Below are 25,337 nucleotides of genomic sequence, written 5' to 3'. Positions count from 1 at the left end.
GGTCTACAGCCTCTTCGGCTCAAGGCCTCTTCGGCTTGCAGCCTTCGTCGGTCTACAGCTTCTCCACCGGCGCGTACCGCAGCAGGAGCCGCTTGGGCTTGGTGTCGCCGAAGTCGATCGTCGCCTCCGCGTTCGCGCCCGTGCCCTTCACCCCGACGACCGTGCCGAGCCCGAACTGGTCGTGCGTGACCCGGTCCCCGACGGCCAGGGCGACCACCGGCTTCTCCGCCGTGCGCCGCGTGGCGAACCCGGACGCGCCCGACGCCGAGGAACGCGAACGGCTGGAGGACAGCGAGGCCGCGATCCCGGACGCCGGACCCGAGGACACCGGCGCCACCGCCCCCGTCCGCTTCCACTCGACATGGGTGGCCGGAATCTCCTCCAGGAAGCGGGAGGGCGGGTTGTACGACGGCTGGCCCCAGGCGCTGCGCATCGCCGACCGCGTGAGGTACAGCCGCTCCCGCGCGCGCGTGATGCCGACGTACGCCAGGCGCCGCTCCTCCTCCAGCTCCTTGGTCTGGCCGAGGGCGCGCATGTGCGGGAAGACGCCGTCCTCCATGCCGGTCAGGAACACGACCGGGAACTCCAGGCCCTTGGCGGTGTGCAGGGTCATCAGCGTGATGACGCCGTCGCCGTCCTCCTCGTCGGGGATCTGGTCGGAGTCGGCGACCAGGGCGACCTGCTCCAGGAAGTCGGCGAGCGTGCTCTGCTCGTCCTCGCCACGCTCCTGCTCGAACTCCAGGGCGACGGCCGCGAGTTCCTGGAGGTTCTCGATCCGGGTCTCGTCCTGCGGGTCGGTGGAGGCCTGCAACTCGGCGAGGTACCCGGTGCGTTCGAGGACCGCTTCCAGGACGGTGGCCGGGCCGGCGCCGGACTCCACGATGGTGCGCAGGTCCTCCATCAGCGTGTTGAACCGCTTGACCGCGTTGGTGGACCGCGCGGCCATGCCGTACGCCTCGTCCACGCGCTTCAGGGCCTGCGGGAAGCTGATCTTCTCGCGCTGGGCGAGGGCGTCGACCATCGCCTCCGCGCGGTCGCCGATGCCCCGCTTGGGCACGTTGAGGATGCGGCGCAGCGGCACCGAGTCCTCGGGGTTGGCCAGCACGCGCAGGTAGGCCAGGACGTCCCGGACCTCCTTGCGCTCGTAGAAGCGGACCCCACCGACGACCTTGTAGGGCAGGCCGACGCGGATGAAGACCTCTTCGAAGACACGGGACTGGGCGTTGGTGCGGTAGAAGACGGCGACGTCGCCGGCCTTGGCGTCGCCCGCGTCGACCAGGCGGTCTATCTCGTCGGCGACGAACTGGGCCTCGTCGTGCTCGGTGTCGGCGACGTACCCGGTGATCCGGGCGCCCTGGCCGGCGTTGGTCCACAGGTTCTTCGGGCGGCGGGACTCGTTGCGCTCGATGACCGCGTTGGCCGCGCTCAGGATGGTCTGCGTGGAGCGGTAGTTCTGCTCCAGCAGGATCGTCGTCGCGTCCGGGTAGTCCTCCTCGAACTGGAGGATGTTGCGGATCGTCGCGCCCCGGAAGGCGTAGATCGACTGGTCCGCGTCGCCCACGACGCAGAGTTCGGCGGGCGGGAGGTCGTACTCGCCGGGCGGAATATCGGCGTCCTCCGCGGCACGCTCCCCCGTGCCGACGAGTTCCCGCACGAGCGCGTACTGGGCGTGGTTGGTGTCCTGGTACTCGTCCACCAGGACGTGCCGGAAGCGGCGGCGGTAGTGCTCGGCGACGTCCGGGAAGGCGCGCAGCAGGTTGACCGTCGTCATGATCAGGTCGTCGAAGTCCAGCGCGTTCGCCTCGCGCAGCCGCGACTGGTAGAGCGCGTAGGCCTGGGCGAGGGTCTTCTCGAAGCCGTCGGTGGCCTGGGCGGCGAAGTCCTCCTCGTCGATCAGCTCGTTCTTCAGGTTGCTGATCTTGGCGCTGAAGGACTTCGGCGGGAAGCGCTTGGGGTCGAGGTCCAGGTCCCGGCAGACCAGGGCCATCAGGCGCTTGCTGTCAGCGGCGTCGTAGATCGAGAAGGACGAGGTGAACCCGAGTTTCTTGCTCTCGCGGCGCAGGATGCGCACGCACGCGCTGTGGAAGGTCATCACCCACATCGCGTTCGCGCGCGGGCCGACGAGCTGCTCGACGCGCTCCTTCATCTCGCCCGCGGCCTTGTTGGTGAAGGTGATCGCGAGGATCTGGCCCGGGTGCACGCCCCGCTCGCCCAGCAGGTGCGCGATGCGGTGGGTCAGCACGCGGGTCTTGCCGGAGCCGGCGCCGGCGACGATGAGCAGCGGGGAGCCGGCGTGCACGACCGCGGCGCGCTGGTTGTCGTTCAGCCCTTCCAGCAGCGCCGCCGGGTCGAGCGCGGGGCGCGGGGCGCCGTCGCGGTAGTAGGCGTCCCGGTCCGGCGGCACGTCGAACTTCCCACCGAACAGATCGTCCGGAAGCGGCTCCGGAGCGTGATCGTCCTCGGGCGGCGGCGGAGGCTCCTCCTGGTGCCCGCGAGGGGCCTGGAGGTCCGCCAGGAAGCTGTCGTCAAAGAGGCTGCTCATCGCTCTCCGAGTCTAGGGCGCCCCACCGACAACCGGTCACCGTCCCCGGAACACGGCGGCACCGAGAGCCGGTTGATCTTCGTGCCGGAAGCGCGTTTGCGCCGCTCACGCACCGGAAGCACCCGGTGACGCGGACGTGAAAATGTCCATAGGTCACGGAAATGTATCGGACATACCGCACACCAACCTTCACAGAAGACACACGAGTTGGCTAGGTTTCCGTCAGGCCGTACGACCCCCCTCCGGCGAACGTCGCCGGGCCGCACGGCCTCCGCCGAGTCCGGCGCGCCCCGCACGGTGCCCGGAGCCGGGGACCCACCGATCCTGGGGTGAATCGGCCGACTCCCACCCGGGACGACGCCGTAGGGCGACCCTTCCGAGCATCCGCCCGAACCCTCCCCCAGAGCCCTTGAGGCCTGGGACCCCCACCGCTCACCCGGTAGGCGGCAGTACGGAAGGAGTCGCCACCCTTGGCGTCGCACCGCAAGCCGCGCCCCGGCGGGACCCCGGGAGCGGGCATCGGCACCCCCGCCCTCGCCACCGCCGCGCTCACCTCCGTGGCCGTGCTCTCCCAGACCGCCGAGGCCGCGCCCGCGCCTGTCGCCGGGCACGCCGCGCCGAGCCCGGAGGAGGTCGAGCGCAAGATCGACGACCTGTACCGCCGCGCGGAATCGGCCGCCGAGGCAGCCGCCGCGGGCAAGGACCGGGGCGGACGCGCCGACCGGGGGAACGGGCGGGGCGAGCGGGCCGCCGAGCGCCGGGCCGGAGGGCCGGAGCAGGGGCCCGGGCGAGGTGAGGGCCGGGGTGAACGGGCCGAGGCGGCCGAGGGGGCCGAGGCCTCCGGGCGCCGCGCGGACAGCCTCCAGCGGCTCCGGGACGAGGTCGCCCGCCGCGCCCAGCACCGCTCCCTGGCGAACCTGCGCGGCATGATCCCGGCCCAGCGCGGCGGCCGGACCCAGCAGGGCGCCCGCCGCGCCGGGGGCCCTGCCGCCGCACCGACCGCGGCCGGCCCCGGGGAGACGGACCTCACTCCGCCCATGGGGAGCCCGCACCGTTTCCCCTCCGCCGGAGGGCCGGCCACCGCACCGTCCACCGGGGAGACGGGCCTCACGCCGCCCATGGGGGCCACGAGCCACTCCCCCTCCCTGAGGGGCTCGGGCGCCGCGCCGTCCGCCAGGAACACGGCCGTCACACCGGCCGTGGGGGGCATGGGCCTCTCCCCGTCCGTCGGGGGAGTCGCACCGTCCGCCAGGGAGGCGGCCGTCACCGGGCCTTCCCCGGCTGTCGGGGGCGCGCGGCACGCTCGTGGTGCGCGCGTCGCACCCTCTGTTCGGGAGGCGGGAATGACGCCGCCCACCGGGGATCTGGGAGTCGGCTTGCCCGCGCAGGACACCGACATCGCGCCCCCTGTTCGGGAGACGCGAATCACCTCGCCCGTCAGCGACACGGCGATCGCCGCTGCGCGGAACGCCGGAATCACGCCCTCCGCCCAGGACGCGGGACTCACTCAGCCCGTCCAGCACCCGGTAGTCACTCAGACCATCCAGGACGCGGGCGCCATGCATCCCGTCCAGCACCCGGGACTCACTCAACCCGTCCGGGACACCGCGATCACGGCCCCCGCGTGGGAGCCGGCCGTCGGCGCAGCCCCCGTCCAGGAGAGCGGCGCCGGCGCGGCCGCCCGGGACACAGCGGCCACCGCGCTCACCGCTGCCACGCCGGCCGCCGCAGCCACGGCACCCCAGGCCGCCTCCGCCACCGCTTCCGTCACCAGTCAGCCGGGCGTCGAGGCGAGCGGCCCCAAGGCCGCCAAGGCCGCCGTGCAGAAAAAGCTCGCCCACGCGCGCGTGCTGCTGGTGCAGCAGGCCGTGCAGGCCGCCGCCTCACCGTCGGGCACCTACGCGACCAAGGCCAGGAAGGCCATCGCCTTCGCCCGCGCGCAGCTCGGCAAGCCGTGCGTGTGGGGCGCCGCCGGCCCCGGTTCCTACGACTGCTCGGGCCTCACCCAGGCCGCCTGGAAGTCCGCCGGCGTCACCCTCCCGCGCACCGCGCGCGAGCAGGCCGAGACGGGCACCCCGGTGGCGCCGGCCGACGCCCGCCCCGGTGACCTCGTCTTCTTCCACGACGACGTCAGCCACGTCGGGCTCTGCACGGGGGACGGCATGATGATCCACGCCCCCAGACCGGGCGCGTACGTCCGTGAGGAGCCGGTCTCCGGCATCGGCGAGTCGGCCGTCCACAGCGTGGTGCGGCCGGGCTGACCCCGAGGCGAGCCGGGGTCAGGTCCAGAGGACGGCGATGAAGATGTTGGCCGTGGTGAGCAGGCCGACCAGACCGAAGAGGCCCTTGTCGATCCGGTCCTCGTCGCGCTTCACGTAGACCAGGCCGAGGATCACGATCAGCAGGGCCAGCTTGACGCCGATCTTGATGGTGTTGACGTGGTGGTCGTCGGCCTGGTTGAGGCCGACCAGCGCCACGCCGGTGACCAGCATGGTCAGCGCGCCGTGCAGCATCCCGGGCACGAACCGGGCCGTGCCCTGGCCCATCGCCTTCATCTGGGTGAGGAAACCGCCGAGCAGCGCGGCGATCCCGACGATGTGCAGGCCGACGCAGAGATGGATGAGTACGTCCATGGGGCCGGAGCCTAGCCAGAGCCCTCCGGCCGTCCCGCCACCGGGCCCGCCGGAGGAGCTTTCCGAGCCGCTGAAGATCCTTTCTTGGTCGCCGAAGATCTGCATATATGCGAGCCATAGCACCCCACACTCCCCGCCATCATCACTTTCCGCCCTTCGATCACCACGCTCCGTGAAGACGACGTCTCCGGTAGTCCCTTGCGGTCGCATACGGTCACAAGCCGATCCGTCCGAACCAGTTCCGTACAGCGCGTTACCTTCTCGTCACCGTCCGGCCTAGCGTCCTCCCCCAGGTGACCGGCTCCCCACCGCCGCCCGGACCAGGGGCGGCAGTCGGCCACCACCGCCGAGAAAGGCCCGGCGGCGGCCCGTTCCCCTCGTGCGGGCCGCCGCGGGGCGTGCCGACCGCTCGGTCGCACGAGTCGTACGGAAGGACGTGACACCCCAGGTGGCAGCGCACCGCAAGCCCCCGCAACGCCCGTTCAGCGGCCATACGGCCCGGACGGCCGTCACGCTCGCCCTGGCGGGCGCGGCCACCGCGACGGGTTTCGACGGGACGGGACACGCCGAGCCGCAGCTGACGCCGGAGCAGGTGAAGGCCAGGGTCGACACCCTGTACCGGGAGGCCGAGGCCGCCACCGAGAAGTACAACGGGGCCAAGGAGAAGGCGGACTCGTCCCAACGGCGGCTGAACGCGATGCAGGAGGAGGCCGCCCGCAAGCAGACGAAGCTGAACTCGGCCCGGGAAGCGCTGGGTTCGATCGCGGCGGCGCAGTACCGAGACGGCGGGATCGACCCGGCCTGGCAGCTGGCTCTCTCCAGCGACCCCGACCGGTACCTGGACGGCGCCGCGCTCGCCGAGCGGGCCGGTGACCGGCAGGCCGCCGCGGTCTCCCAGGTGCGCGGACAGCTGCGGGAGATCGAGCGGCTGCGCGGTGCCGCACGGATCGAGCTGGCCTCGCTGCGGTCCCGGCAGACCGAGCTGGACCGGCAGAAGAAGACCGTCGCCGGCAAGCTGGCCGAGGCCCGGCGGCTGCTGGCGCGGCTGACTCCACGGCAGCAGGCCGAGGTCACCGGTGCCGGCCGTACGAGCGGGCCGCGCGCCTCCCGGTCGGCCACCGACCCGCGGGAGCCGCTGGAGCGGGCCGGGTCCGCCCCGGCCCCCACCAGCCGCGCGGCGGCGGCCGTCGCCTACGCCTACGGCAAGCTCGGCAGCCCCTATGTGTGGGGGGCGACCGGCCCCAACGCCTTCGACTGCTCGGGCCTGGTCCAGGCCGCCTACCGCTCCGCCGGCATCTCCCTGCCGCGCACCACCTACGCCCAGATCAACGCCGGCCACAGGGTCTCCCGTTCCGAACTCCAGCCGGGAGACCTGGTGTTCTTCTACTCCGGAATCAGTCACGTCGGCATCTACCTGGGCGACGGCCTGATGATCCACGCCCCGAACCCGTCGGCACCGGTCCGCGTGGCCCCGGTCGACGAGATGCCCTTCGCGGGGGCGACTCGGGTGGCCTGAGGGGCGGCCAGGATGGCCGGTGGGGCGGCCCGGGGCGGGCCCCGGGCGAGCCCGTAGGGGTCAGACCAGCCGGCGTGCGGTCGCCCAGCGGGTCAGCTCGTGCCGGTTGGACAGCTGGAGCTTGCGCAGGACCGCCGAGACATGGGACTCGACCGTCTTCACCGAGATGAACAGCTGCTTCGCGATCTCCTTGTACGCGTAGCCACGGGCGATCAGGCGCAGCACCTCGCGTTCCCGCTGCGTGAGGCGGTCCAGGTCCTCGTCCACCGGCGGGGCCTCGGTGGAGGCGAAGGCGTCCAGCACGAACCCGGCGAGCCGCGGCGAGAAGACGGCGTCGCCCTCCTGCACGCGGAAGACGGAGTCGACGAGGTCGGCGCCGGTGATGGTCTTGGTGACATAGCCCCGGGCACCGCCGCGGATCACTCCGATCACGTCCTCCGCCGCGTCCGACACGGACAGCGCGAGGAACCGGACGGGCTGCTCGGCGTCCGCCGTCAACGCCGCGCACCGGCGCAGCACTTCGACCCCGCCGCCGCCCGGCAGGTGGACGTCGAGGAGGACGACCTCGGGCCGGGTGGCGGTGATGACCGCGACCGCCTGGTCGACGTCGGCGGCCTCGCCGACCACCTCGACGCCGGTCTCCGCGGTCCGGCCGATCTCGGCCTGGACGCCGGCGCGGAACATCCGGTGGTCGTCGACGAGCACCACCCGTACGTGCCGCCCGCCCGTGCCGCCGGGCCCCCCGGACTCGGCCGGCTCCGCCGCCCCCGCCGTGCCGTTCGCCTCGGTCGAGTCGCTCATGACGTCTTCTCCGCCCTCTCCATCTCCAGCTCGACCTCGGTGCCCCCGCCGGGCACCGCCCGCAGCCGGGCCGTGCCGCCGTTGCGTTCCATGCGGCCGATGATCGATTCTCTGACACCCATGCGGTCGGTGGGTATCGCGTCGAGGTCGAAGCCGGGGCCGCGGTCCCGTACGGACACGAAGACCGTCTTCCCCTCGACTTCGGCGTAGACCTGTACGGCACCGCCCTCGCCACCGTACTTGGCGGCGTTCACCATCGCCTCGCGCGCGGCCTGCATCTGCGCCCCGGTCCTCTCGTCCAGCGGGCAGTCGCCGACGATCACGACCTCTATGGGGACACCGTGCTTGTCCTCCACCTCGGCGGCGTTGCGGCGCACCGCCTCGGCGACCGTGTCCGGCTCGTCGGCCTCGTCCTTGCCGGTGCCCTCCGGCTTGTACAGCCAGGCGCGCAGTTCGCGCTCCTGGGCGCGGGCGAGGCGGCGCACCTCGCCCGCCTGGTCGGCGTTGCGCTGGATCAGGGTCAGGGTGTGCAGCACGGAGTCGTGGACGTGGGCGGCGACCTCTGCGCGTTCCTGGGCGCGGATGCGCATCAGCCGCTCCTCGGACAGGTCCTGGGTCATGCGGACCAGGTAGGGACCGGCGAGCAGGGTGATGCCGACGAGGACGGCGAGCGCGGCCTGCAGGACCGCGCCCAGGTGGGCGGCGGAGCCCTGCAGCACGAAGACGGCGGTGACGCCGGCGGTGACGAGCAGGACGCCGCCGGCGGTGCGCAGCAGGGTGAGGGTGCGGCGCCGGCGGCCGGCCTCGGCCCAGCGGGCCCGGCGGGCGTTGTCCGCCTGGCGCCAGACCAGGGCGACACCGGCCGCGACGAGGACGGCGGGGACCAGGTACGCCTTGGCCGCGCTGTCCAGGTCGACGCTGCTCACGAAGACCATGGACACGATGACCATCAGGAGCAGCGCGACGATCTGGCCCCGGTCCGGTTTGCGGGCGCCACGTCTGCGGCGGCCGTCGGGCCAGCTCTCCGTGCCCCCCGGCGACGACTTCTGGTCGCCGACGCCGCCGACGCCGAGCGGGACGAAGAACCAGAACGCCGCGTACAGCAGCGCTCCGAGGCCGTCTGCCATGAACAGGCCGACGAAGACGAGCCGCACCCAGACGACGGGCAGCCCGAGATGCCCGGCGAGGCCCCGCGCCACTCCGCCGAGCCAGCGTCCGTCGCTGCTGCGGTAGAGCTTGCGCGGCGGCCGCGGGTCGTCGAGTGGCAGGCTTGCGGCTTCCGGCATGCCAACGATGGTCACACGGCCGGGCGTACGGGGCATCAGGGTCGGCCCCCGAGACGCCCCTGATCTTCCGTCGGGGCTCGGTCCGGGTGGGCGGACAGGCGGCTGGTACGGGCCGGTCGAACGCTTCCCCGTCTCGTCTCAGGGCCGATTTCAGGGTTCGCCCAGGGTCGTCCCGACTGCCGTCGCGGCGGCCGGGCCGTCACCATGGAACGCATGACGGATCACGAGCACGCCGCGACGGGTCCGGGACCCGGCCCCGGCCCGCGCCCGGCCCCGGGCACCGGGCCGACGGATGCCGCGCCCGCCGCGACGGAGGAGACGGGAGCGGCCGGCGCCGGCACCCACTCCCCCACGGACGAGCCGGCGCAGCAGGAGGGTGCCGGCGGCCCCGGCCGGCTCCGGCGCGACCGCCGGCACAAGATGATCGCGGGCGTGTGCGCGGGGCTGGGCCGGCAGACCGACATGGACCCGGTGATCTTCCGGATCACGCTGGCCGTGCTGTCGGCGACCGGTGGCCTTGGTCTCATCTTCTACGGCTTCGTCTGGCTCCTGGTGCCGTACGAGGACGAGGAGGAGAACGAGCTGCGCAAGCTCTACACGGCCCGGGTCGACGGCCAGGCGCTGGCCGCCGTGCTGTTCACGCTGGTCGGCTGCGGGATCCTCCTGACCCTGCTGAAGAACGGCGGGGTGCTGGCGTTCGCCACGGTGCTCTCGCTGCTGCTCGCGGGCGCGGGGTACTGGTCGCCGCGCCGTGGTGCCCCGGGTCCCGACCCGCTGGCCGCACAGGCCGCCGCCGACGCCCCGCCGGAGGCCCAGGCGCCGCCGGTCGTCACCAGCTACCCCTCGTGGTGGCGGGACCCGATCGTCAAGGACGGCTCGCACGTCGGCGGGACGGGCTATCTGTGGGGGCCGGGCGATGCCCGGGAGCGGGATCTCGTCTCGGTCGTGGACGTCGGCATGGACGCTTCCTGGACGCACCCCGGGGCGATACGGCGGCCGCACACCGCGCCGGAGAGACCGCGCGGCCCGCGCTGGATCGGCGGCTGGGTGTTCCTGCTGGCCCTGCTGGCGGGCGGTGCGGTCACCGGGCTCGGCTGGCACACGCAGCCGCTGGGCACCAGCCTGCAGGCCGGCCTGGCGAGCGCGCTGGCGGTGTTCGGACTGGGCGTCGCGGTCAGCGCGGTCCTGGGCCGGACCGGTGCCGGGACGGTGTTCCTGGCGCTGGTCACGGCGGCGCTGCTCGCCGGGGCGGCGGCCCTGCCCCGGGACATCACCACCGACTGGCGCAAGGCGTCCTGGCAGCCGGCCGCGGCGTCCCGGGTGCGGTCGGGGTACGACCTCGGCACCGGGCGGGGCACCCTGGATCTGACCCGGGTGCACCCGGGCAGGGGGCAGACGGTCTCGACGGACGCCCGGGTGGGGGCGGGAGAGCTGAAGGTGGTCGTGCCGGCGGACGCGACCGTGCGGATGAGCATCGACGTGGGGATGGGCGACATCCGGTTGCCCGGGGACAGCACGCGGGACGTGGACGTGCGTCCGGGCAGGCACAAGGAGCTGACGCTGGCTCCGGCCGAGGGTGCCGGGAAGGCCGGCACGCTGGATCTGACGCTCGGCGTCGGAGTGGGACAGGTGGAGGTCAGCCGTGCTGCGTCATGAGTTCCAGCCCGGGAAGCTGGTCGCCGGGCTCTTCCTCACCGCCACCGCCGCGGTGTACGCGGGGGACGCGGGCGGTCTGTGGGAGGCCCCCTGGTTCGCGGTCGTACCGCTGGTCGTGGGCGGGCTGTGTCTGGCCGGGGCGACGGCCGCGCTGACCCGGGGGATACGCAGACGGAGCAGGGCGGAGGGCGGTCAGAGGTAGCCGTGGGACCTTCGGCGCCGGGCCCGCCAGGCCGCGTCCACCGAGAGGTAGGGGGCGCCGGCGAGGACGAGGGGGATCCAGGCCATCAGGTAGGCGAGGTCGTTGCCGTAGTAGTAGGGGGTGCTGGCCCAGCTCACCGTCAGCCAGAGGCTGAGTGAGATCAGTGCGCCGCCGAGTGCGGCCAGCCGGCCGAACAGTCCGATGAGGGTGCCGATACCGACGGCCAGCTCGCCGAGGGCGATGGCGCAGCCGAAGCCGACCGGGCCCTTCAGGGCCAGGTCGACCAGGGCGGGGATGGCGGCGGAGTCGCGGGCCGCGCGCATGGTCTCGCCGATCGAGCCGGTGCCGGCGGAACGCATGAACGCACTGTCGGTGAGCTTGTCCAGGCCGGCGTAGATGAAGGTGACGCCCAGGAAGAGGCGCAGGGGGAGCAGGGCGTAGTGGGCGGCGGTGTCCCGCCAGGTGCGGGGTCCGTGCAGCCCGGTGGTGTGTGTCTCGGTCCGCATGCCGTGAGTCATCGCCGCAGCCGCCTCTCGCCCGCCGTGCCACCCTCGATTGACCATACGTATGACGAAGGGAGTCGGTTCAATCCTCTCGCGGATGATTTTCCGGATTTCGGGCGCCTGCGCGAGTCCGTCCGGTGCTCACTCCGCCACCTGGAGCGGGTACCGGTTGGTCGCCACACCGGCCGCGGTCACCACCTGGATGTCCACGGCGCCGGGCTCCACGTCCGCGGGTACGGGCACGGTCAGCGCGTGGTCCGTGGGGTTGCGGAAGCCACCGGCGACGGGGACCAGGGGGACGTGGACGTCGACCGCGCCGATCCGGACGACCATGCGGGAGAGCCGGTCGGCGGTCTGGGCTCCGGGCGGGACGAAGCCGCTGCCGCGGATCTCGATGTCGTCGCCGGTGCGGATCGGGCCGTCCAGGTCGCCGGGTTCGCGGGCGCGGACCACCGAGAGGATCACCGGCCGGCCGCCCTCGGCGTACTTGCCGGCCAGGTAGGTCGCGGCGGAGATCAGCACGACCACGGCCAGGCCCCAGGGCAGGTCGGGCAGTCGGTCGGGGCGGCGGGCCAGCCGTACGGCGGCGAACAGCAGGGCGACGGCGCTGATGGCGACGTACTGGATGTCGGCGAAGGCGCCCTTGCCGGAGTCGTCGGTGAGCAGGTCGGCGGCGCGCGGGCGGTGGGCCGACACCTTCTGCAGCCGCTGGCCGAGGACGCGCAGGCCCACCACCCGGCGGACCAGGACGGCGATGCCGCACACCACGGCGAGGACGGTCACCGCGCCCGCGCCGCGCGCCAGATCGAGGCCGGAGATCAGCGCGTCGCGTCCGGCGTGGTCGGAGGCGGCGGCCAGGCGGGCGGCCAGCAGCAGGACGGCGTAACCGACGAACAGGATCCAGCAGGCGGCGACGGTACGGGAGGTGGAGATGCGGTTGTCCTCGCCGATCACCGGGGCGAGCGCTCCGCCGCGCGCCCGGTGCAGGAAGCAGGCGGCGGTCAGCGCGCCGGCGACGGCCAGTGCGGCGAGCAGGGCGGCGGTGCGGGCGCCGGTCCAGCCCGCACCGATCGCGGTGAGCGCCTCGCCGAGCAGCAGCGCGACGACCGCGCCCCACACTGCGTACACCGTGCGCAGCCACAGCCGGGCGAGCCGGGCCGCGCCCTCGGCCCGGCTCTGCTCGGCGACGGCCTCGGCCCGCTGGGTCAGTTCCTCGGAGACCCATTGGCGGGACGCCGAGGCGGAGTGCGCCACGGCCGCCGGCAGTCCCCGGCCGGCGGCGAACTCGTCGCGCCGGCGCAGGAACGCGGCGACGGCCCGCCGGTGTCCCTCCCGGGCGCCGTGCGGGCAGTCCCCGCAGGTGCAGCCGCCCTCGTGGACGCCCTCGGCATCCGTGTCCCCTCTCGCCTCCTGCACCGCCACGCCCGACGCCCGCCTTCCCCACGACCTGCCGGTCCGGCCGCCCGCCCCGGCGGGGCGCACGACGGCCGGGCAACTCCCCGGTGACGAGAGCGAATTGTGCCCTACGGCGGGCCCGTCCGGGCGCCCGGACGGGGTCACCGCGAGGGTGAGGCGAAGACCGCCGTGTTGACCCGGCTGCGAGAATCGCCGTACGGCCGGGCTCATCCAGCGGGACGGGGCCTCGTCTCGGGGACTTCGGCTGCGGCGGGCTCAGCTGAGCAGGTCGGGTTCGCCGCGGCTGATGTCCTGCCACAGCGGCTGGTAGTTGATCCAGGCCACCAGGTCGCCGCCGAGCTGTTCGCGGGTGGCGACGGCGAGCTTGTGGTCGATGAGCACCGGCCGGCCGGCCGCCTTCGCCAGCAGCTGCACCTGGCAGGACCGTTCCAGGGACAGGAACCACCAGGCCGCCGCGTCCACCGAGTCGCCGACGGTGAGCAGGCCGTGGTTGCGCAGGACGAGCGCCTTGCGGGAGCCCAGCGCGGCGGCGATCCGGCGGCCCTCCTCGGCGTCCACGGTGACGCCGGTGTAGGCGTCGTAGAGGGCGAGGTCCTCGTAGAAGGCGCAGCTCTCCTGGGTGAGGGGGTCGATGAGGTCGCCGAGGGCGGCGAGGGCGCGGCCGTGCACGGAGTGGCAGTGCGCGACGGCGACGACGTCGGGCCGGGCGGCGTGCACCTGGGCGTGCACGGTGAACGCGGCCTGGTTGACGTGGTAGCGGCCCTCGACGACCTGGCCGTCCTGGTTGGCGAGGACGAGGTCGCTGACGGTGACGTGCTTGAACGGCATGCCGAACGGGTTGACCCAGAAGCAGTCCGTGAACTCCGGGTCCCGGGCGGTGATGTGTCCTGAGACCCCGTCCTCGAACCCGGCCCGGCCGAAGATCCGCAGGGCGCCCGCGAGCCGTTCCTTGCGGTGCCGGCGTTCGTCCTCGACGGACTCGTGCATCGGCGGCATGGCGAACCGCAGCCGGTCGGTGGGCAGCGGCAGGGGCGGCGTGGGCCCGTGCATAGATCCTCCCGTGCGGGAATTCCGGTACGGCCGGAAGGTACCTTCGGCCGGCGCAAAAGGGCAGTGCTGTTCTGTGAAGATGCCGTGCGTCACGCATACCCGACAGAAGGTGTCGGGATTCCGGGCGAGACTGCCCCGCATGAACTGGGCAGACTTCCGCACCGCCGTACCCGATCTGGCACGGACCGCCGAGGGGCGCTTCGGCGCGTACCGGCACCACGTCCTCGCGACCCTCCGCGGGGACGGCTCGCCCCGCACCTCCGGGATCGAGGTCCGGTTCCTGGGCGGGGAACTGTGGCTCGGCATGATGCCGGGCTCCCGCAAGGCCCTCGACCTGCGCCGCGACCCGCGTTTCACCCTCCAGGCCAACCCCGGCGAGGGGACGGGCATGGGCGGCGGCGACGTCCGGATCGGCGGACGGGCTTACGAGGTCGGGGACGGAGGGGCGAAGGCCGCGTACGTGAAAGAGGTGGAACCGCCGCAGCCGTTCCACCTCTTCCGCACCGAGCTGACGGAGGTCGTACGGACCTGCGTCGAGGACGACACGTATCTGGTCACCCAGGTCTGGAAGCCCGGTGAGCCCCTGCGCACGCTCAGGCGTGCCTAGGACCTACTCCCACTCGATCGTCCCCGGCGGCTTGGAGGTGATGTCCAGGACGACCCGGTTGACGTCCCGGACCTCGTTGGTGATGCGGGTCGAGATGCGGCCGAGGACGTCGTACGGCAGCCGGGACCAGTCGGCGGTCATGGCGTCCTCGGAGGACACCGGGCGCAGGACGATCGGGTGGCCGTAGGTACGGCCGTCGCCCTGGACGCCCACGCTGCGGACGTCGGCGAGCAGGACCACCGGGCACTGCCAGATGTCGCGGTCCAGGCCGGCCGCCGTCAGCTCCTCGCGGGCGATGGCGTCGGCCTCGCGCAGCAGGTCCAGGCGCTCCTTCGTCACCTCGCCGACGATCCGGATGCCGAGGCCGGGGCCGGGGAAGGGCTGGCGCTGGACGATCTCCTCCGGCAGGCCCAGCTCCTGGCCGACCATGCGGACCTCGTCCTTGAACAGCTTGCGCAGCGGCTCGATGAGCTTGAACTCAAGGTCCTCGGGCAGGCCGCCGACGTTGTGGTGCGACTTGATGTTGGCGGTGCCGGTGCCGCCGCCGGACTCGACGACGTCCGGGTACAGGGTGCCCTGGACCAGGAACTCCACGGCCGGGCCCTCGTCGGCGATGATCTCGGCCTGCGCCTGCTCGAAGACGCGGATGAACTCCCGGCCGATGATCTTCCGCTTCTCCTCGGGGTCGGAGACCCCGGCGAGCGCCTTGAGGAAGCGCTCCTCGGCGTCGACGACCTTCAGCTGGACGCCGGTGGCCGCGACGAAGTCCTTCTCGACCTGCTCGGTCTCGCCCTTGCGCATCAGGCCGTGGTCGACGTAGACGCAGGTCAGCTGGGAGCCGATGGCCTTCTGGACCAGGGCGGCGGCCACGGCGGAGTCGACACCGCCGGACAGGCCGCAGATCGCCCGCTTGTCGCCGACCAGTTCGCGGATGGCCGCGACCTGCTCCTCGATCACGTTGCCGGTGGTCCAGTCCGGCTTCAGACCGGCACCGCGGTACAGGAAGTGCTCCAGCACCTGCTGGCCGTGCGTGGAGTGCATGACCTCGGGGTGGTACTGGACGCCGTAGAGCTTCTTGTCGTCGTTCTCGAAGGCGGCGACCGGGACGACGTCCGTGGACGCGGTGACCGAGAAGCCCTCGGGGGCGGCGGAGCAGGCGTCGCCGTGCGACATCCACACGTGCTGCTCGTCCGGGGTGCCCTCGAAGAGGGTGGAGGAGTTCTTGGAGACGTGCAGGTCCGTACGGCCGTACTCGCGGGCGCCGGTGTTGTCGACGGTGCCGCCGAGGGACTGGGCCATGAGCTGGAAGCCGTAGCACATGCCGAAGACGGGGACGCCGGCCTCGAAGATCGCGCGGTCGAGGGTGGGGGCGCCCTCCTCGTAAACGGACGAGGGGCCGCCGGAGAGGATGATCGCCGCGGGGTTCTTGGCGAGCATCTCGGCGACCGGCATGGTGCTGGGCACGATCTCGCTGTAGACCCGCGCCTCGCGGACGCGACGGGCGATGAGCTGGGCGTACTGCGCGCCGAAGTCGACGACCAGGACGGTGTCGGGGGTGGCGGCAGACTGGGTCGCTGATGACACGGGGTGCCTTCTGGTGGTCGGGCGGGGGTCTGTACTACCGATTCTAACGGGGTGGCCGCGGGACCTCCGAGACGAGCCACCGTGGCATACTGGCCAGCATGCGCAAGCACTCGACCTTCGTCTTTACCTATGGCACCCGGCCCGCCGGCTGCCATGGTCGTGCTGCTTGAGCGAACCGCCAAGCGACTTCCCAGGCGCCCCGGGCCGACAAGGCCCGGGGCGCCTGTCGTTTTCCGGGTCCTGTCGTCCCGCGGCGGCCGCCTTCCCGACGAGGAGCCCCGCATGAGCACCACCAGCCCCGAGATGACCACCACCGGCCCGGGAACGACCACCACCAGCCCGGAAACGACCACCACCGGCCCGGAGGCGGCCGCCGGCCCGGAAACGGTCATCGCCGGCGCCCGTGAGCGCATCGACGCGCTCGACGACCGGATCATCGGCCTCATCCAGGAGCGGATGGCCGTCTCCGCCGTCGTCCAGCAGACCCGGATCGCCTCCGGCGGCCGACGGGTGCACCTCTCCCGCGAGATGGAGATCCTCGCCCGCTACCGGGACGCCCTCGGCAAGCCCGGCACCAGCCTCGCCATGACGCTGCTGGAGCTGAGCCGGGGTCGTATCTGAGTTCGGCCCCGCTCTCACCCGTACGGCGCGTGACCGGTCCGCGCACCGCCTCGTTGAGCGGGGTGTCCGTGCCAGCCAGGGGCGGGCCCGAAAGAACCACGCGTGGCTCGCTGGGGCGATGAGGCGTACGGGTCGTGCCGTACGCCGTGGGACCTCGCCCCAGGAAGTGACCGGACGGCAGGGGACAGCAGCCCGGTCACCCAAGAGAACGGCCGGCTCCGGGGACGCCCGGGGCCGGCCGGCGGAAAAACTGAAGACAGGCTCCACAGGGCACACGAACACGCGGCGCAACCCCCCGGCGCCGCTCCCGGGCACCGGCGCTGCCCTGACGCCGGTGCTGACCGAGCGAAGGGCCCCGCGGTCTCACCGTTCCGCGGGGCCCTTCGTCATGCCCGCGGCCGGCCACCCGCGTAATGTGACCCACCTCACACGATGAACCGGGACCTTCGAAGCAACCCTTCTCCCTTTTCGCTGATCAAACCTGCCGGATCAAGAAAAGGTGAGAGGGACCTGCTTTCGGAGGGGGATGCAGGTCCCTCTGTGCCGCCGGGCCACCGTCACCGCGGTGCCGCCCGGGCCGCCGCCGTCACTTCCGCCGTCACTTCTTCGGAGGGACCGCCGGCATCCCCAGGAACGGCAGCCGCAGCGCGCCGAACGCGTCCGCCGGGACCACCGGTGTCTTCGGCTCCACCGGCTTCAGCCGCTCGTACGCCGCACCCGGCGCCGGCCGCGGATCCTCCTCACCCTTGTTCGGCCAGAACGACATCGCCCGCTCGGCCTGCGCGGTGATCGTGAGCGACGGGTTGACCCCCAGGTTCGCCGAGACCGCGGCGCCGTCCACGACCGAGATGCCGGGGTGGCCGTGGAGCCGGTGGTACGGGTCGATCACACCGGTATCCGGGGAGTCGCCGATGGGGCAGCCGCCCAGGAAGTGCGCGGTGAGCGGGGTGCCCATCAGCTCGCCGACGTTGCTGCCGGCGAAGCCGTTTATCTCGGCGGCGAGCGCGGAGGCGGCCTCGGTCGCGGCCCGGATCTGCTTGGGATTGGGAGCGCCGTGCCCCTGCCGCGCGGTGAGCAGGCCCTTGCCGACCCCGTCCGGCTTCAGGTACGTGGTCAGCGAGTTGTCCAGGGACTGCATGACCAGGCCGATGATGGTCCGCTCCGACCAGCGCCGGTTGGACAGCGAGCGGGCGACCAGCACCGGGTGCCGGGCCGCGTTCGCCAGCCAGGCGAGGACGCGCGAGGAGCCCTCGGCGTACGGCACCTGGAGGATCGACAGGCCGCCCATGGAGTTGGAGCCCTTGCCGTAGCGGACCGGCTCGATGTGGGTGTTCTCGTCGGGGTGGATCGAGGAGGTGATGGCGACACCCCGGGTGAAGTCGGCCTTCGGCGCGCCGGTCGCCCTGCGGTACCGGCGGTCGTCGGTCTGCGCGCCGACCAGTGCCTCGGAGTTGGTGCGGGTCAGGTCGCCGAGCCGGGCGGACAGGTACGGCAGCTGGCCGCCGGCCCGCATGCGGTGCAGCAGGGTCTGGGTGCCGTAGGTGCCGGCCGCGAGGACCACCCTGCGGGCGGTGAGGAGCCGGCCCTCACCCTTCTTCCTCCGGTCGGTCGGCAGGGTCGCCACCGCGTAGCCGCCCCGCGAGTCGTCGGTGACGGACACGACCGTGGTCAGGGGGTGGACGACCGCGCCGGCCTTCTCGGCGAGGTAGAGGTAGTTCTCGTTGAGGGTGTTCTTCGCGCCGTGCCGGCAGCCGGTCATGCACTCGCCGCACTCGGTGCAGGCGGTGCGGTCGGGTCCGGCGCCGCCGAAGTAGGGGTCGTTCGTCTTCTCCCCGGGCCGGGCCTTCGCCTTGCCGTCGGCGTCCTTCCCGTCGCCGAAGAACACGCCCACCGGGGCGAGGTGGAAGGTGTCGCCGACACCCATCCGCCGGGCCGCCGCCTTCAGGTGCACGTCGGAGGGGGTCATGGTGGGGTTGAGCCGGACGCCGAGCATGCGCTGGGCCTGGTCGTAGTACGGCTTCAACTCCTCCTGCCAGTCGGTGATGTGGCGCCACTGGGGGTCCTCGAAGAATGCCTTCGGCGGGACGTAGAGGGTGTTGGCGTAGTTGAGGGAGCCGCCGCCGACGCCGGCGCCCGCGAGGACCATGACGTTGCCCAGCAGGTGGATGCGCTGGATGCCGTACATGCCGAGCTTCGGGGCCCACAGGTAGTTCTTCAGGTCCCAGGAGTTCCTGGGCAGCGTGGCGCGGGTGAAGCGGCGCCCGGCTTCCAGGACGCCGACCCGGTATCCCTTCTCGGTGAGCCGGAGGGCGGACACCGAGCCGCCGAACCCCGATCCGACGACGATGACGTCGTAGTCGTACCCGTCCTCGTCCCGGGTCTGGACAGACTTCTCCTGCGACACGTGCTCTCCTCGTTGAGAACGGGGTGCTTCCTGGGCTTCTAGCGGAACCGGAACGCCTTCATCAGCTTCAGACTCGTGCTCATGAAGCGGGCGTAGGACTCGTCGTCCATCCCCAGCGAGGGCGCCATCGGCAGCAGCCGTTGCTGGGCCACCGTCTGCGCCTCCGTGTACTTGAGGATGCCCTCGGAGCCGTGGCGGCGGCCGAGGCCGGAGTCCTTCATGCCGCCCATCGGGGACTGGACGCTGCCGTAGGCGGGCGCGTAGCCCTCGTTGACGTTGACCGTGCCGGTGCGCAGGCGGGCGGCGACGTCCCGGCCGCGGCGGGCGTCGGTCGTCCACACGGAGGCGTTCAGGCCGTAGGGCGTGGCGTTGGCGCGTTCGACGGCCTCGTCGTCGCTCTTGAAGCGGTATACGGAGACGACCGGGCCGAAGGTCTCCTCCTCGCAGACCGCCATGGAGGGGTCGACGCCGTCGAGGACGGTGGGCTCGAAGAAGTACGGGCCGATGTCGGGGCGGGCCACCCCGCCCGCGATCACCCTCGCGCCCTTGGCGACGGCTTCCCGCACATGCCGCTCGACGGTCTCCAGCTGGCGTTCGCCGACCAGCGAGCCCATGTCGGCGCCGTAGGCGAGGGAGTTGCCGAGCCGCATGGCCCGGGTGCGGGCGGCGAACCGCTCCAGGAAGGCGTCGGCGACCGACTCGTGGACGTAGAGCCGCTCGATGGAGATGCACAGCTGGCCGGCGGAGGAGAAGCAGGCCCGTACGGCACCGGCGGCGGCCTTCTCGACGTCGGCGTCCTCCAGTACCAGCATGGCGTTCTTGCCGCCGAGTTCGAGGGAGACGCCGACCAGGCGGGAGGCGGCGCCGACGGCGACCTCGCGGCCGGTGCGGGTGGAGCCCGTGAAGGAGACGTAGTCGGCGTGCCTGACCAGCTCCGGGCCGACGACCGGGCCCTCGCCGAGCACGACCTGGAAGACGCCCTCGGGCAGCCCGGCCTCGATCAGCAGGTCCCGGGCCCACAGCGCGGTGAGGCAGGTCTCGGTGTCCGGCTTCATCACGACGGCGTTGCCGGCGGCGAAGGCGGGCAGGGCGTCGCCGACGGACAGCTCCAGCGGGTAGTTCCAGGGGGCGATCTGGCCCACGACCCCGCGCGGGTGGCGCAGTTCGGTGACCTTCGTCAGGGTCGGTATGGCGCCCGCGTGCCGCTTGGGCTTGAGGTACGCGGCGGCCCGGCGGCCGTAGTGGCGGGCCGCGACGGCGACGGCCTGCACCTCCTCGTGCGCGTGCAGGCGGGCCTTGCCGGTCTCCAGCTGGACCAGGTCGAGGACCTCGCCCTGCCGCTCCAGCAGCAGGTCGTGGAAGCGGAGCAGCACGGCGGCCCGCTGCCGGACCGGGACCTTCGCCCACACGGCCTGGGCGGCGCGGGCCGCCTCGAAGGCCTTGCCGACGTCCTCCGGGGTGGACTCGGGCAGGTCGGCCAGCTTCTCGCCGGTGAACGGGGTGTGGTTGGCGGTGCGGCCGGAGCCGACGACGCCCTTGGCGAGCCGGGCCACCAACTCCGGCGTGACCACGTCGGCGGCGGTGCGGGCGCCTTCCGGGGCGGGCGCGAGCGGGTTGGTACCGGCTATGTCCGGGGCCTGCGTGTCCGTCATGACGCGCAGGGTATGCCGCGGCGGGGGCTTTGTGTACCCGTCGGTAACGGGGATTCACCGACCGCTCACACAGTGCCAGCGATCACTGGCAGAGAACGCGCTGATCAGGGCGTTGAGGGAGACGAGCGGAAACGATCAGTCGACTTCGGTTTTTCTCGACAGGAGCAGGCCGAGCGCGGCCAGCGGCGTGCGGCGGGACGCGGGCGGCCCGGGGTCGGGGGTGACGGACTCGGAGCCGGCGGGGGCGGGGTCCGGGCCGGCGAGGGCGGGCGCGCGGTCGGGGGTGGTGGGCTCGGAGCCGGCGCCGGCGGGCGCGGGGACAGGAGTGGCGGGCTCGGAACCGGCGGGGGCGGGCGCCGGTTGCGGTGCGGCGGTCTCGCCCAGGTGGTCGCGGAGTACGGCCTCGACCTCCGCCGCGTCCGGCCGCGCCGCCGGCTCGTCGGCCGCCAGCCGGTCCAGCAGCGGGCCCAGCGGGCCCAGCGGGCCGGGGTCCGTGTCCCCCACGGCGGCCCGCAGCAACGCGCCCAGGGACCACAGATCGCTCGCCGGGCCGGCCCCGGGACCCGCCGCCCGCTCGGGGGCGGCGAAACCGGCGGGCACGTCCGGCGCGTGCCCGCCGCCGATCCCGAAGTCGGTGACGACGACCCGCCCGGTGCCGGACTCCAGCAGCACGTTGGCCGGCTTGACGTCCCGGTGCACGATGCCGACGGCGTGGGCGGCGCGCAGCGCGCCGAGCACCGCGAGCCCGATCCGCGCGGCCTCGGCGGCCGGGAGCGGCCCGCGCCGCAGCACCTCGCGCAGCGACTCGCCGGACACCAGCTCCATCACGATCCAGGGGATACCGGCCTCGGTGACGACGTCGTACACCGTCACGGCCGAGGGGTGCCGCACCCGGGTGGCGGCCCGGGCCTCGTGGTGCAGCCGGTGCGCGAGGCGCCCGCTGTCCTCGTCGGCGGCCGGATCGCCCGGCAGCAGCGGCTCCTTGAGGGCGACCTCCCCCTCCCCCTGCTCGTCCCGGGCACGCCACACGATCCCGGCCGGGCCGGCCCCGAGACGTCCGGTCAGCCGGTAACGGCCGCCGATCAGACGTGCGTCGGGCGGGTGTTCGCCGTCTTCGGTCATGCCACATGAGTACCGTGCGCGACGGGCCGTTGTCGAAGCGGGGCGTCAGCGGGGCCCGTTGGCGGGCGGCGGGCCGGTCACGCGTCCGGGGCCGAGAAGGTGTCGACCGCCACGTCGAAGTACTCCCGTGCCTCCTGCACCTTCCCGACCGGCGCCGAGACCCACACGTCGTACAGCAGCCCGTTCTGCTCCCAGCACAGGTCGTAGGTGTGCCGGGGGCCCTCGGCCGCGCTGAAGCCGTCCCAGGTGAACTCCCAGAACGCGGCCGGGTGGCCGTCGTGCGTGGTGCGGGTGACCCGGCCGTCGTGGTAGCCGGGGTTGGTGGACGGGCCGGCGGCGGCCGAGCGGTTCATCACGCTCTCGGGGCCGCCCGGCTGGGGCGCGCCGATCCTGACGCCCAGGCGGAAGATCTGGCCCGGCGAGAGGTAGAAGACGCGCTGCCCCTGCGGGCTGCGGGTGAAGTCCTCCGGTACCGCGAGGGAGAAGCCGGCCGGGTCGCGGGCCGTGCGGTAACCGGAGGGCGCGGTGTGCGAGCCGCCGGCACCGGGGGTGGGCGCCGGCGCCGGCCGGGTCCCGGTCGGGGTGGGCGAGCCGGCCGTACCTCCGGTACCGGTCCGGGTGGCCGGGGACGTCGCCGTACCGCCCGGCGTGCCGCCGCCCCCGCCGCCCCGGTGCACCAGCAGCGCGGCTGCCGACACGCCGGCCCCGGCCAGCGCGGCGACGAGCAGCGCCGCCACCAGGACCGCGCGCCGCGACGAGCGGGCCGGGGCCGCGTCCGCGGCCGTGCGGGCCGGGGCGGGCGGTGGCGGCGGCGTGCCGTACGGCAGGTCCGGCTGGGTCGGCGAGTAGGGCGCGGGGGGCTTCGGTGTGCGGCCGGCGCCGATCCGGTGGATGAGCCCGCCGCCGTGCGTCCCCGCGGTGCCCTGGCCGGGCGCGTCCGGCGTCCGGCCGGTCTCCAGGTACGTGCGCAGCATCCGCTCGGCGTCCGCCGCGTCCAGCCGCCGGTCCGGGTCGCGCTCCAGCAGGCCCCGTACGACGGGCAGCAGCGGTTCGGCCTGGGCCGGCGGGCGGATGTCGTCGGTGACGACGGCGTGCAGGATGCCGCCGAGCGAGTCGCGCCGGAACGGCGACTCGCCGCTGAGCGCCGTGCACAGCAGCGCGCCCAGCGACCACAGGTCGGACTCCGGTCCGGTGCGCAGCCCCGACATCCGCTCCGGCGCGGTGTATTCGGGGGAGCCGACGAACGAGCCGGTCTCGGTGAGCGTGGTGGCGCCCTCGACCTGCGCGATCCCGAAGTCGGTGAGGACGACCCGGTCCGTGCCGGACTCGATCAGGACGTTCGCGGGCTTGATGTCCCGGTGCAGCACGCCCGCCTCGTGCGCGGTGCGCACCGCGCTCAGCAGGGCGACACCGATCCGCGCGGCCTCGGCGGCGTCCACCGGGCCCTGCCGGGCGATCCGCTCGGCGAGCGAGCCGCCGTCGATCAACTCCATGATGAGGTAGGGACGTTCGTCCTGCTCGACCACGTCGTGCACGACGATGATGTGCGGGTGCCGTAACTGGCAGACCGCGCGGGCCTCGCGGAACGTGCGGTCACGGCGGCGGCGCGCGTCCTCGTCCGGGAGCGAGTCGTCCGGGAGGAGTTCCTTGACCGCCACCTGACGGCCCAGCACCTGGTCGCCGGCCCGCCACACGACGCCCATGCCGCCGCGCCCGATGCGTTCCTCCAGGCGGTAACGGCCCGCGATCAGCCGGAAGCCGGCTCCCTCGGTCCCCATGAGCCCCATCATGCCGCACCGGATGCCCGCCCTCCGGGGCACCGCCCGGCCAAGACACACCGCACGGCCAGCCATTTTCGGCCGACTCGGGCGCGCCGGGCCGGCCGGCTCAGCCCTCGTCCGGCTCCTGCCAGCCGCGCAGCACCCAGGTGAACTGCTCGCCGACCGTCGCCCAGTCACCGGCCGGCGAGGACATGTAGATCGCGTATTCGGTGCCCTGGCGCGAGAAGTACGTCTCCTCGACCGCGTGGCGCGGACCGGCCACGTACGGCGGGTCCTTCTTCAGCGCGGTCCAGGTGTACTCCCACCGCGCGCCCTTGCGGTCGCGGTAGAGGTTCTCCTCCATCGAGACACGCCGGTAGCCGACCAGCCGGTGGAGCTGCTGTTCCAGGTCCTTCTGGTGGGAGAGGGCGTCGGCGTAGTCCGGTGAGCTGTCGACGGCGATGCGGACGAAGTGCAGGCCCTTGTCGGGTGTGTAGTCGATCTGCTTGAGGTCGCCGTCGATGCCGTACACCTTGCGCTTCCAGCCCTTGGGCAGGGACAGGCTGAAGCCCAGCGGGTCGTGGTACGTGGTCCAGCCGGCCGGCAGCGCGCCGCCGGGCCCGGGCGTGTCGGTGCCGGCGGGCGCCGGGGCCGGGCTCGTCCCGCCGCCGGACCGGCTCTCCATACCGCCCCACTGCCGGATCGCGACCGCGCCGGCACCGCCGAGCACCGCCGCGAGGGCGACGACCAGCACGAGGGTGCGCAGCCGGCGGCGGGGCCGGTTCCGCGCCGGCCCGCCGGCCGCGAACGCGCCGCCCGCCGGCGCCACAGCCGTCGGCCCGGTCGCGGAACGGCCCGCGCCGGGACCGCCCGCCACCACGTCGGGGCCGGGACCGGCCGAACCGTGCCCGGGCACCGGAGTCCCGGAACCGGAGCCGTACTCGACGGCCGCCGTCCCGGAACCGGCGCCGTGCGCGCCGCCCGGGCCGTAGCCGGCGCGCGGGAGTTCACCGGGGGCGGGCGTGTCCGGGCCCGCGCCGGGGGCTGTCCGGACGCCCGAGCCCTGGGTCGGGACGAATGCCTGTGCCGCGCGCGGGCGGCGGCCCTCCGCCGCCTCGGCGAGCATCTGCTCGGTCTCCTCCGCGCCCGGCCGCCGGGCCGGTTCCTTGTGCAGGAGCGCGGCGATGACCGGGGCGAGCGGACCGGCGTGGCGCGGTTCGCCCGCCTCCTCCTCGACGACCGCCTGCATGGTGCCGAGCGGCGAGGTGCGCCGGAACGGCGAGCGCCCCTCGACCGCCGTGAACAGCGTGGCGCCGAGCGCCCACAGGTCGGAGGCCGGGCCGGGATCGTGGCCGCGCACCCGCTCGGGCGCCAGGTAGTCGACCGAGCCGACGACCTCCCCGGTGCGCGTGATGGTGGTGTCGCCCTCGATCTGGGCGATGCCGAAGTCGGTGAGCAGGACCCGGCCGTCCGCGCCGAGCAGCACGTTGCCCGGCTTGACGTCCCGGTGCAGCACCCCGGCGGTGTGCGCGGCGCGCAGCGCCCGCAGCACCCACAGCCCGATCCGCGCGGCCTCCGCCGGCTCCACACGCCCCCGCTCCTTGACCGTGTCGGCCAGCGAGGCGCCCTCGACCAGCTCCATCACGATCCACGGGCGGCCGTCGTGTTCCAGCACGTCGTGCACGGTGACGACGGCGGAGTGGTTGATGCGCGCGGCGGCCCGCGCCTCGGCCCGGGTACGGGCGAGCAGGACGGCCCGGTCGCTGTCGGAGACGTAGAGCGCGGCGGTCAACTCCTTGATGGCGACCTTCCGGTGCAGCACCTCGTCGTGGGCGCGCCACACCCGGCCCATGCCCCCGCTGCCGATGGATTCGGCGAGCCGGTAGCGGCCCGCTATGAGCAGGCCCTGCATCTGATTCACGTTGCCCCGCAATGCTCTTGACAGGGTCAGACTAAGGACCGGCCTGCCCGCAGGGAACCGG

General features: G+C 73.4%; 19 protein-coding genes and 1 pseudogene. 7 read left to right on the top strand and 13 right to left on the bottom strand.

Going from position 1 to position 25,337, the window contains the following annotated elements; all coding sequences use genetic code 11:
- Positions 1-52 precede the first annotated feature (52 nt).
- On the bottom strand, positions 53-2,542 hold the full coding sequence (pcrA, locus tag IG05_RS0123735) for a DNA helicase PcrA (RefSeq protein WP_030345567.1): 2,490 nt from the start codon (positions 2,540-2,542) through the stop codon (positions 53-55).
- Positions 2,543-3,012: 470 nt separating this feature from the next.
- On the opposite strand from pcrA, the pseudogene IG05_RS48465 reads away from it, so the two are divergent.
- Positions 3,013-3,249, top strand: a pseudogene (locus IG05_RS48465) (glycoside hydrolase); the annotation flags it as partial.
- A gap of 219 nt (positions 3,250-3,468) precedes the next feature.
- Positions 3,469-4,803 carry an NlpC/P60 family protein gene (locus IG05_RS50660; RefSeq protein WP_420707622.1) on the top strand — a complete coding sequence of 445 codons (1,335 nt, stop codon included), beginning with the start codon at positions 3,469-3,471 and terminating at the stop codon, positions 4,801-4,803.
- A gap of 18 nt (positions 4,804-4,821) precedes the next feature.
- Here the strand turns inward: IG05_RS50660 and IG05_RS0123725 are convergent, their stop codons facing one another.
- Positions 4,822-5,175, bottom strand: a complete 354-nt coding sequence (locus IG05_RS0123725) for a hypothetical protein (RefSeq protein WP_030345564.1) — start codon at positions 5,173-5,175, stop codon at positions 4,822-4,824.
- Positions 5,176-5,623: 448 nt separating this feature from the next.
- Here IG05_RS0123725 and IG05_RS0123720 point away from each other — a divergent pair, with 448 nt between their 5' ends.
- On the top strand, positions 5,624-6,691 hold the full coding sequence (locus IG05_RS0123720) for a C40 family peptidase (protein ID WP_030345563.1): 1,068 nt from the start codon (positions 5,624-5,626) through the stop codon (positions 6,689-6,691).
- A gap of 60 nt (positions 6,692-6,751) precedes the next feature.
- Here the strand turns inward: IG05_RS0123720 and IG05_RS0123715 are convergent, their stop codons facing one another.
- Together IG05_RS0123715 and IG05_RS0123710 are read right to left on the bottom strand one after the other, a co-directional pair.
- Positions 6,752-7,492, bottom strand: a complete 741-nt coding sequence (locus IG05_RS0123715) for a LuxR C-terminal-related transcriptional regulator (RefSeq protein WP_030345561.1) — start codon at positions 7,490-7,492, stop codon at positions 6,752-6,754.
- Positions 7,489-8,778 (bottom strand): ATP-binding protein, encoded by a 1,290-nt coding sequence (locus IG05_RS0123710; protein ID WP_030345559.1) that lies wholly within the window; start codon positions 8,776-8,778, stop codon positions 7,489-7,491. The genes IG05_RS0123715 and IG05_RS0123710 overlap by 4 nt, the downstream gene beginning before the upstream one ends.
- Before the next feature lie 213 nt (positions 8,779-8,991).
- Here IG05_RS0123710 and IG05_RS0123705 point away from each other — a divergent pair, with 213 nt between their 5' ends.
- A complete protein-coding gene (locus tag IG05_RS0123705; RefSeq protein ID WP_030345558.1) occupies positions 8,992-10,434 on the top strand; it encodes a PspC domain-containing protein in 1,443 nt (480 codons plus the stop codon).
- A complete protein-coding gene (locus tag IG05_RS0123700; RefSeq protein ID WP_030345556.1) occupies positions 10,421-10,636 on the top strand; it encodes a hypothetical protein in 216 nt (71 codons plus the stop codon). Before IG05_RS0123705 ends, IG05_RS0123700 begins: the two co-directional genes overlap by 14 nt.
- Here the strand turns inward: IG05_RS0123700 and IG05_RS0123695 are convergent.
- From IG05_RS0123695 to IG05_RS0123685, 3 genes are all read right to left on the bottom strand, one after another.
- Positions 10,627-11,154: a DoxX family protein gene (locus tag IG05_RS0123695; protein WP_078894405.1), complete on the bottom strand. Its 528-nt coding sequence runs from the start codon at positions 11,152-11,154 to the stop codon at positions 10,627-10,629. The two genes, IG05_RS0123700 and IG05_RS0123695, sit on opposite strands and share 10 nt — an antisense overlap.
- A 126-nt stretch (positions 11,155-11,280) precedes the next feature.
- Positions 11,281-12,561 carry a hypothetical protein gene (locus tag IG05_RS0123690; RefSeq protein WP_030345553.1) on the bottom strand — a complete coding sequence of 427 codons (1,281 nt, stop codon included), beginning with the start codon at positions 12,559-12,561 and terminating at the stop codon, positions 11,281-11,283.
- A gap of 249 nt (positions 12,562-12,810) precedes the next feature.
- Positions 12,811-13,605: a class II aldolase/adducin family protein gene (locus tag IG05_RS0123685; protein ID WP_030345551.1), complete on the bottom strand. Its 795-nt coding sequence runs from the start codon at positions 13,603-13,605 to the stop codon at positions 12,811-12,813.
- Positions 13,606-13,744: 139 nt separating this feature from the next.
- On the opposite strand from IG05_RS0123685, the gene IG05_RS0123680 reads away from it, so the two are divergent.
- Positions 13,745-14,212, top strand: a complete 468-nt coding sequence (locus IG05_RS0123680) for a pyridoxamine 5'-phosphate oxidase family protein (protein WP_030345550.1) — start codon at positions 13,745-13,747, stop codon at positions 14,210-14,212.
- Between the two features lie 3 nt (positions 14,213-14,215).
- Here IG05_RS0123680 and guaA read toward each other — a convergent pair whose 3' ends face one another.
- Entirely contained in the window at positions 14,216-15,796 is a 1,581-nt protein-coding gene (gene guaA / locus IG05_RS0123675; RefSeq protein WP_030345548.1) for a glutamine-hydrolyzing GMP synthase, read from the bottom strand.
- 282 nt (positions 15,797-16,078) lie between these two features.
- Between guaA and IG05_RS0123670 the strand changes: the two genes are divergently transcribed.
- Positions 16,079-16,417 carry a chorismate mutase gene (locus IG05_RS0123670; RefSeq protein ID WP_234335981.1) on the top strand — a complete coding sequence of 113 codons (339 nt, stop codon included), beginning with the start codon at positions 16,079-16,081 and terminating at the stop codon, positions 16,415-16,417.
- Positions 16,418-17,015: 598 nt separating this feature from the next.
- Here IG05_RS0123670 and IG05_RS0123665 read toward each other — a convergent pair.
- The 5 genes from IG05_RS0123665 to IG05_RS0123645 all read right to left on the bottom strand — a co-directional run bounded on the left by IG05_RS0123665 (position 17,016) and on the right by IG05_RS0123645 (position 25,267).
- Complete coding sequence (locus tag IG05_RS0123665; protein ID WP_030345544.1) at positions 17,016-18,821, bottom strand: GMC oxidoreductase; 1,806 nt, start codon at positions 18,819-18,821, stop codon at positions 17,016-17,018.
- 38 nt (positions 18,822-18,859) lie between these two features.
- The gene (locus IG05_RS0123660; protein ID WP_030345543.1) at positions 18,860-20,473 is read right to left on the bottom strand and encodes a succinic semialdehyde dehydrogenase; all 1,614 of its coding nucleotides are present in this window, start codon (positions 20,471-20,473) and stop codon (positions 18,860-18,862) included.
- 135 nt (positions 20,474-20,608) lie between these two features.
- A complete protein-coding gene (locus IG05_RS0123655; RefSeq protein WP_030345541.1) occupies positions 20,609-21,595 on the bottom strand; it encodes a serine/threonine-protein kinase in 987 nt (328 codons plus the stop codon).
- A 77-nt stretch (positions 21,596-21,672) separates the two neighbouring features.
- The gene (locus IG05_RS0123650) at positions 21,673-23,373 is read right to left on the bottom strand and encodes a serine/threonine-protein kinase (RefSeq protein ID WP_030345539.1); all 1,701 of its coding nucleotides are present in this window, start codon (positions 23,371-23,373) and stop codon (positions 21,673-21,675) included.
- Between the two features lie 109 nt (positions 23,374-23,482).
- On the bottom strand, positions 23,483-25,267 hold the full coding sequence (locus IG05_RS0123645) for a serine/threonine-protein kinase (RefSeq protein WP_030345538.1): 1,785 nt from the start codon (positions 25,265-25,267) through the stop codon (positions 23,483-23,485).
- Positions 25,268-25,337: the final 70 nt, after the last annotated feature.

Source organism: Streptomyces sp. NRRL S-1022 (assembly GCF_000720135.1).
GTDB lineage: Bacteria > Actinomycetota > Actinomycetes > Streptomycetales > Streptomycetaceae > Streptomyces.
The sequence above is the reverse complement of the archived record's forward strand: the minus strand, read 5'-3'. Positions and strand labels throughout refer to the sequence as shown.

Coding starts and splice junctions, on each gene's coding strand:
- IG05_RS0123685 (WP_030345551.1), bottom strand. CDS start 13,605: ATGCACGGGCCCACGCCGCCCCTGCCGCTGCCCACCGACCGGCTGCGG.
- IG05_RS50660 (WP_420707622.1), top strand. CDS start 3,469: ATGATCCCGGCCCAGCGCGGCGGCCGGACCCAGCAGGGCGCCCGCCGC.
- IG05_RS0123725 (WP_030345564.1), bottom strand. CDS start 5,175: ATGGACGTACTCATCCATCTCTGCGTCGGCCTGCACATCGTCGGGATC.
- IG05_RS0123695 (WP_078894405.1), bottom strand. CDS start 11,154: ATGACTCACGGCATGCGGACCGAGACACACACCACCGGGCTGCACGGA.
- IG05_RS0123660 (WP_030345543.1), bottom strand. CDS start 20,473: ATGACGGACACGCAGGCCCCGGACATAGCCGGTACCAACCCGCTCGCG.
- IG05_RS0123650 (WP_030345539.1), bottom strand. CDS start 23,373: ATGGGGACCGAGGGAGCCGGCTTCCGGCTGATCGCGGGCCGTTACCGC.
- IG05_RS0123680 (WP_030345550.1), top strand. CDS start 13,745: ATGAACTGGGCAGACTTCCGCACCGCCGTACCCGATCTGGCACGGACC.
- IG05_RS0123705 (WP_030345558.1), top strand. CDS start 8,992: ATGACGGATCACGAGCACGCCGCGACGGGTCCGGGACCCGGCCCCGGC.
- IG05_RS0123715 (WP_030345561.1), bottom strand. CDS start 7,492: ATGAGCGACTCGACCGAGGCGAACGGCACGGCGGGGGCGGCGGAGCCG.
- IG05_RS0123710 (WP_030345559.1), bottom strand. CDS start 8,778: ATGCCGGAAGCCGCAAGCCTGCCACTCGACGACCCGCGGCCGCCGCGC.
- IG05_RS0123645 (WP_030345538.1), bottom strand. CDS start 25,267: ATGCAGGGCCTGCTCATAGCGGGCCGCTACCGGCTCGCCGAATCCATC.
- IG05_RS0123655 (WP_030345541.1), bottom strand. CDS start 21,595: ATGACCGAAGACGGCGAACACCCGCCCGACGCACGTCTGATCGGCGGC.
- IG05_RS0123670 (WP_234335981.1), top strand. CDS start 16,079: ATGAGCACCACCAGCCCCGAGATGACCACCACCGGCCCGGGAACGACC.
- pcrA (WP_030345567.1), bottom strand. CDS start 2,542: ATGAGCAGCCTCTTTGACGACAGCTTCCTGGCGGACCTCCAGGCCCCT.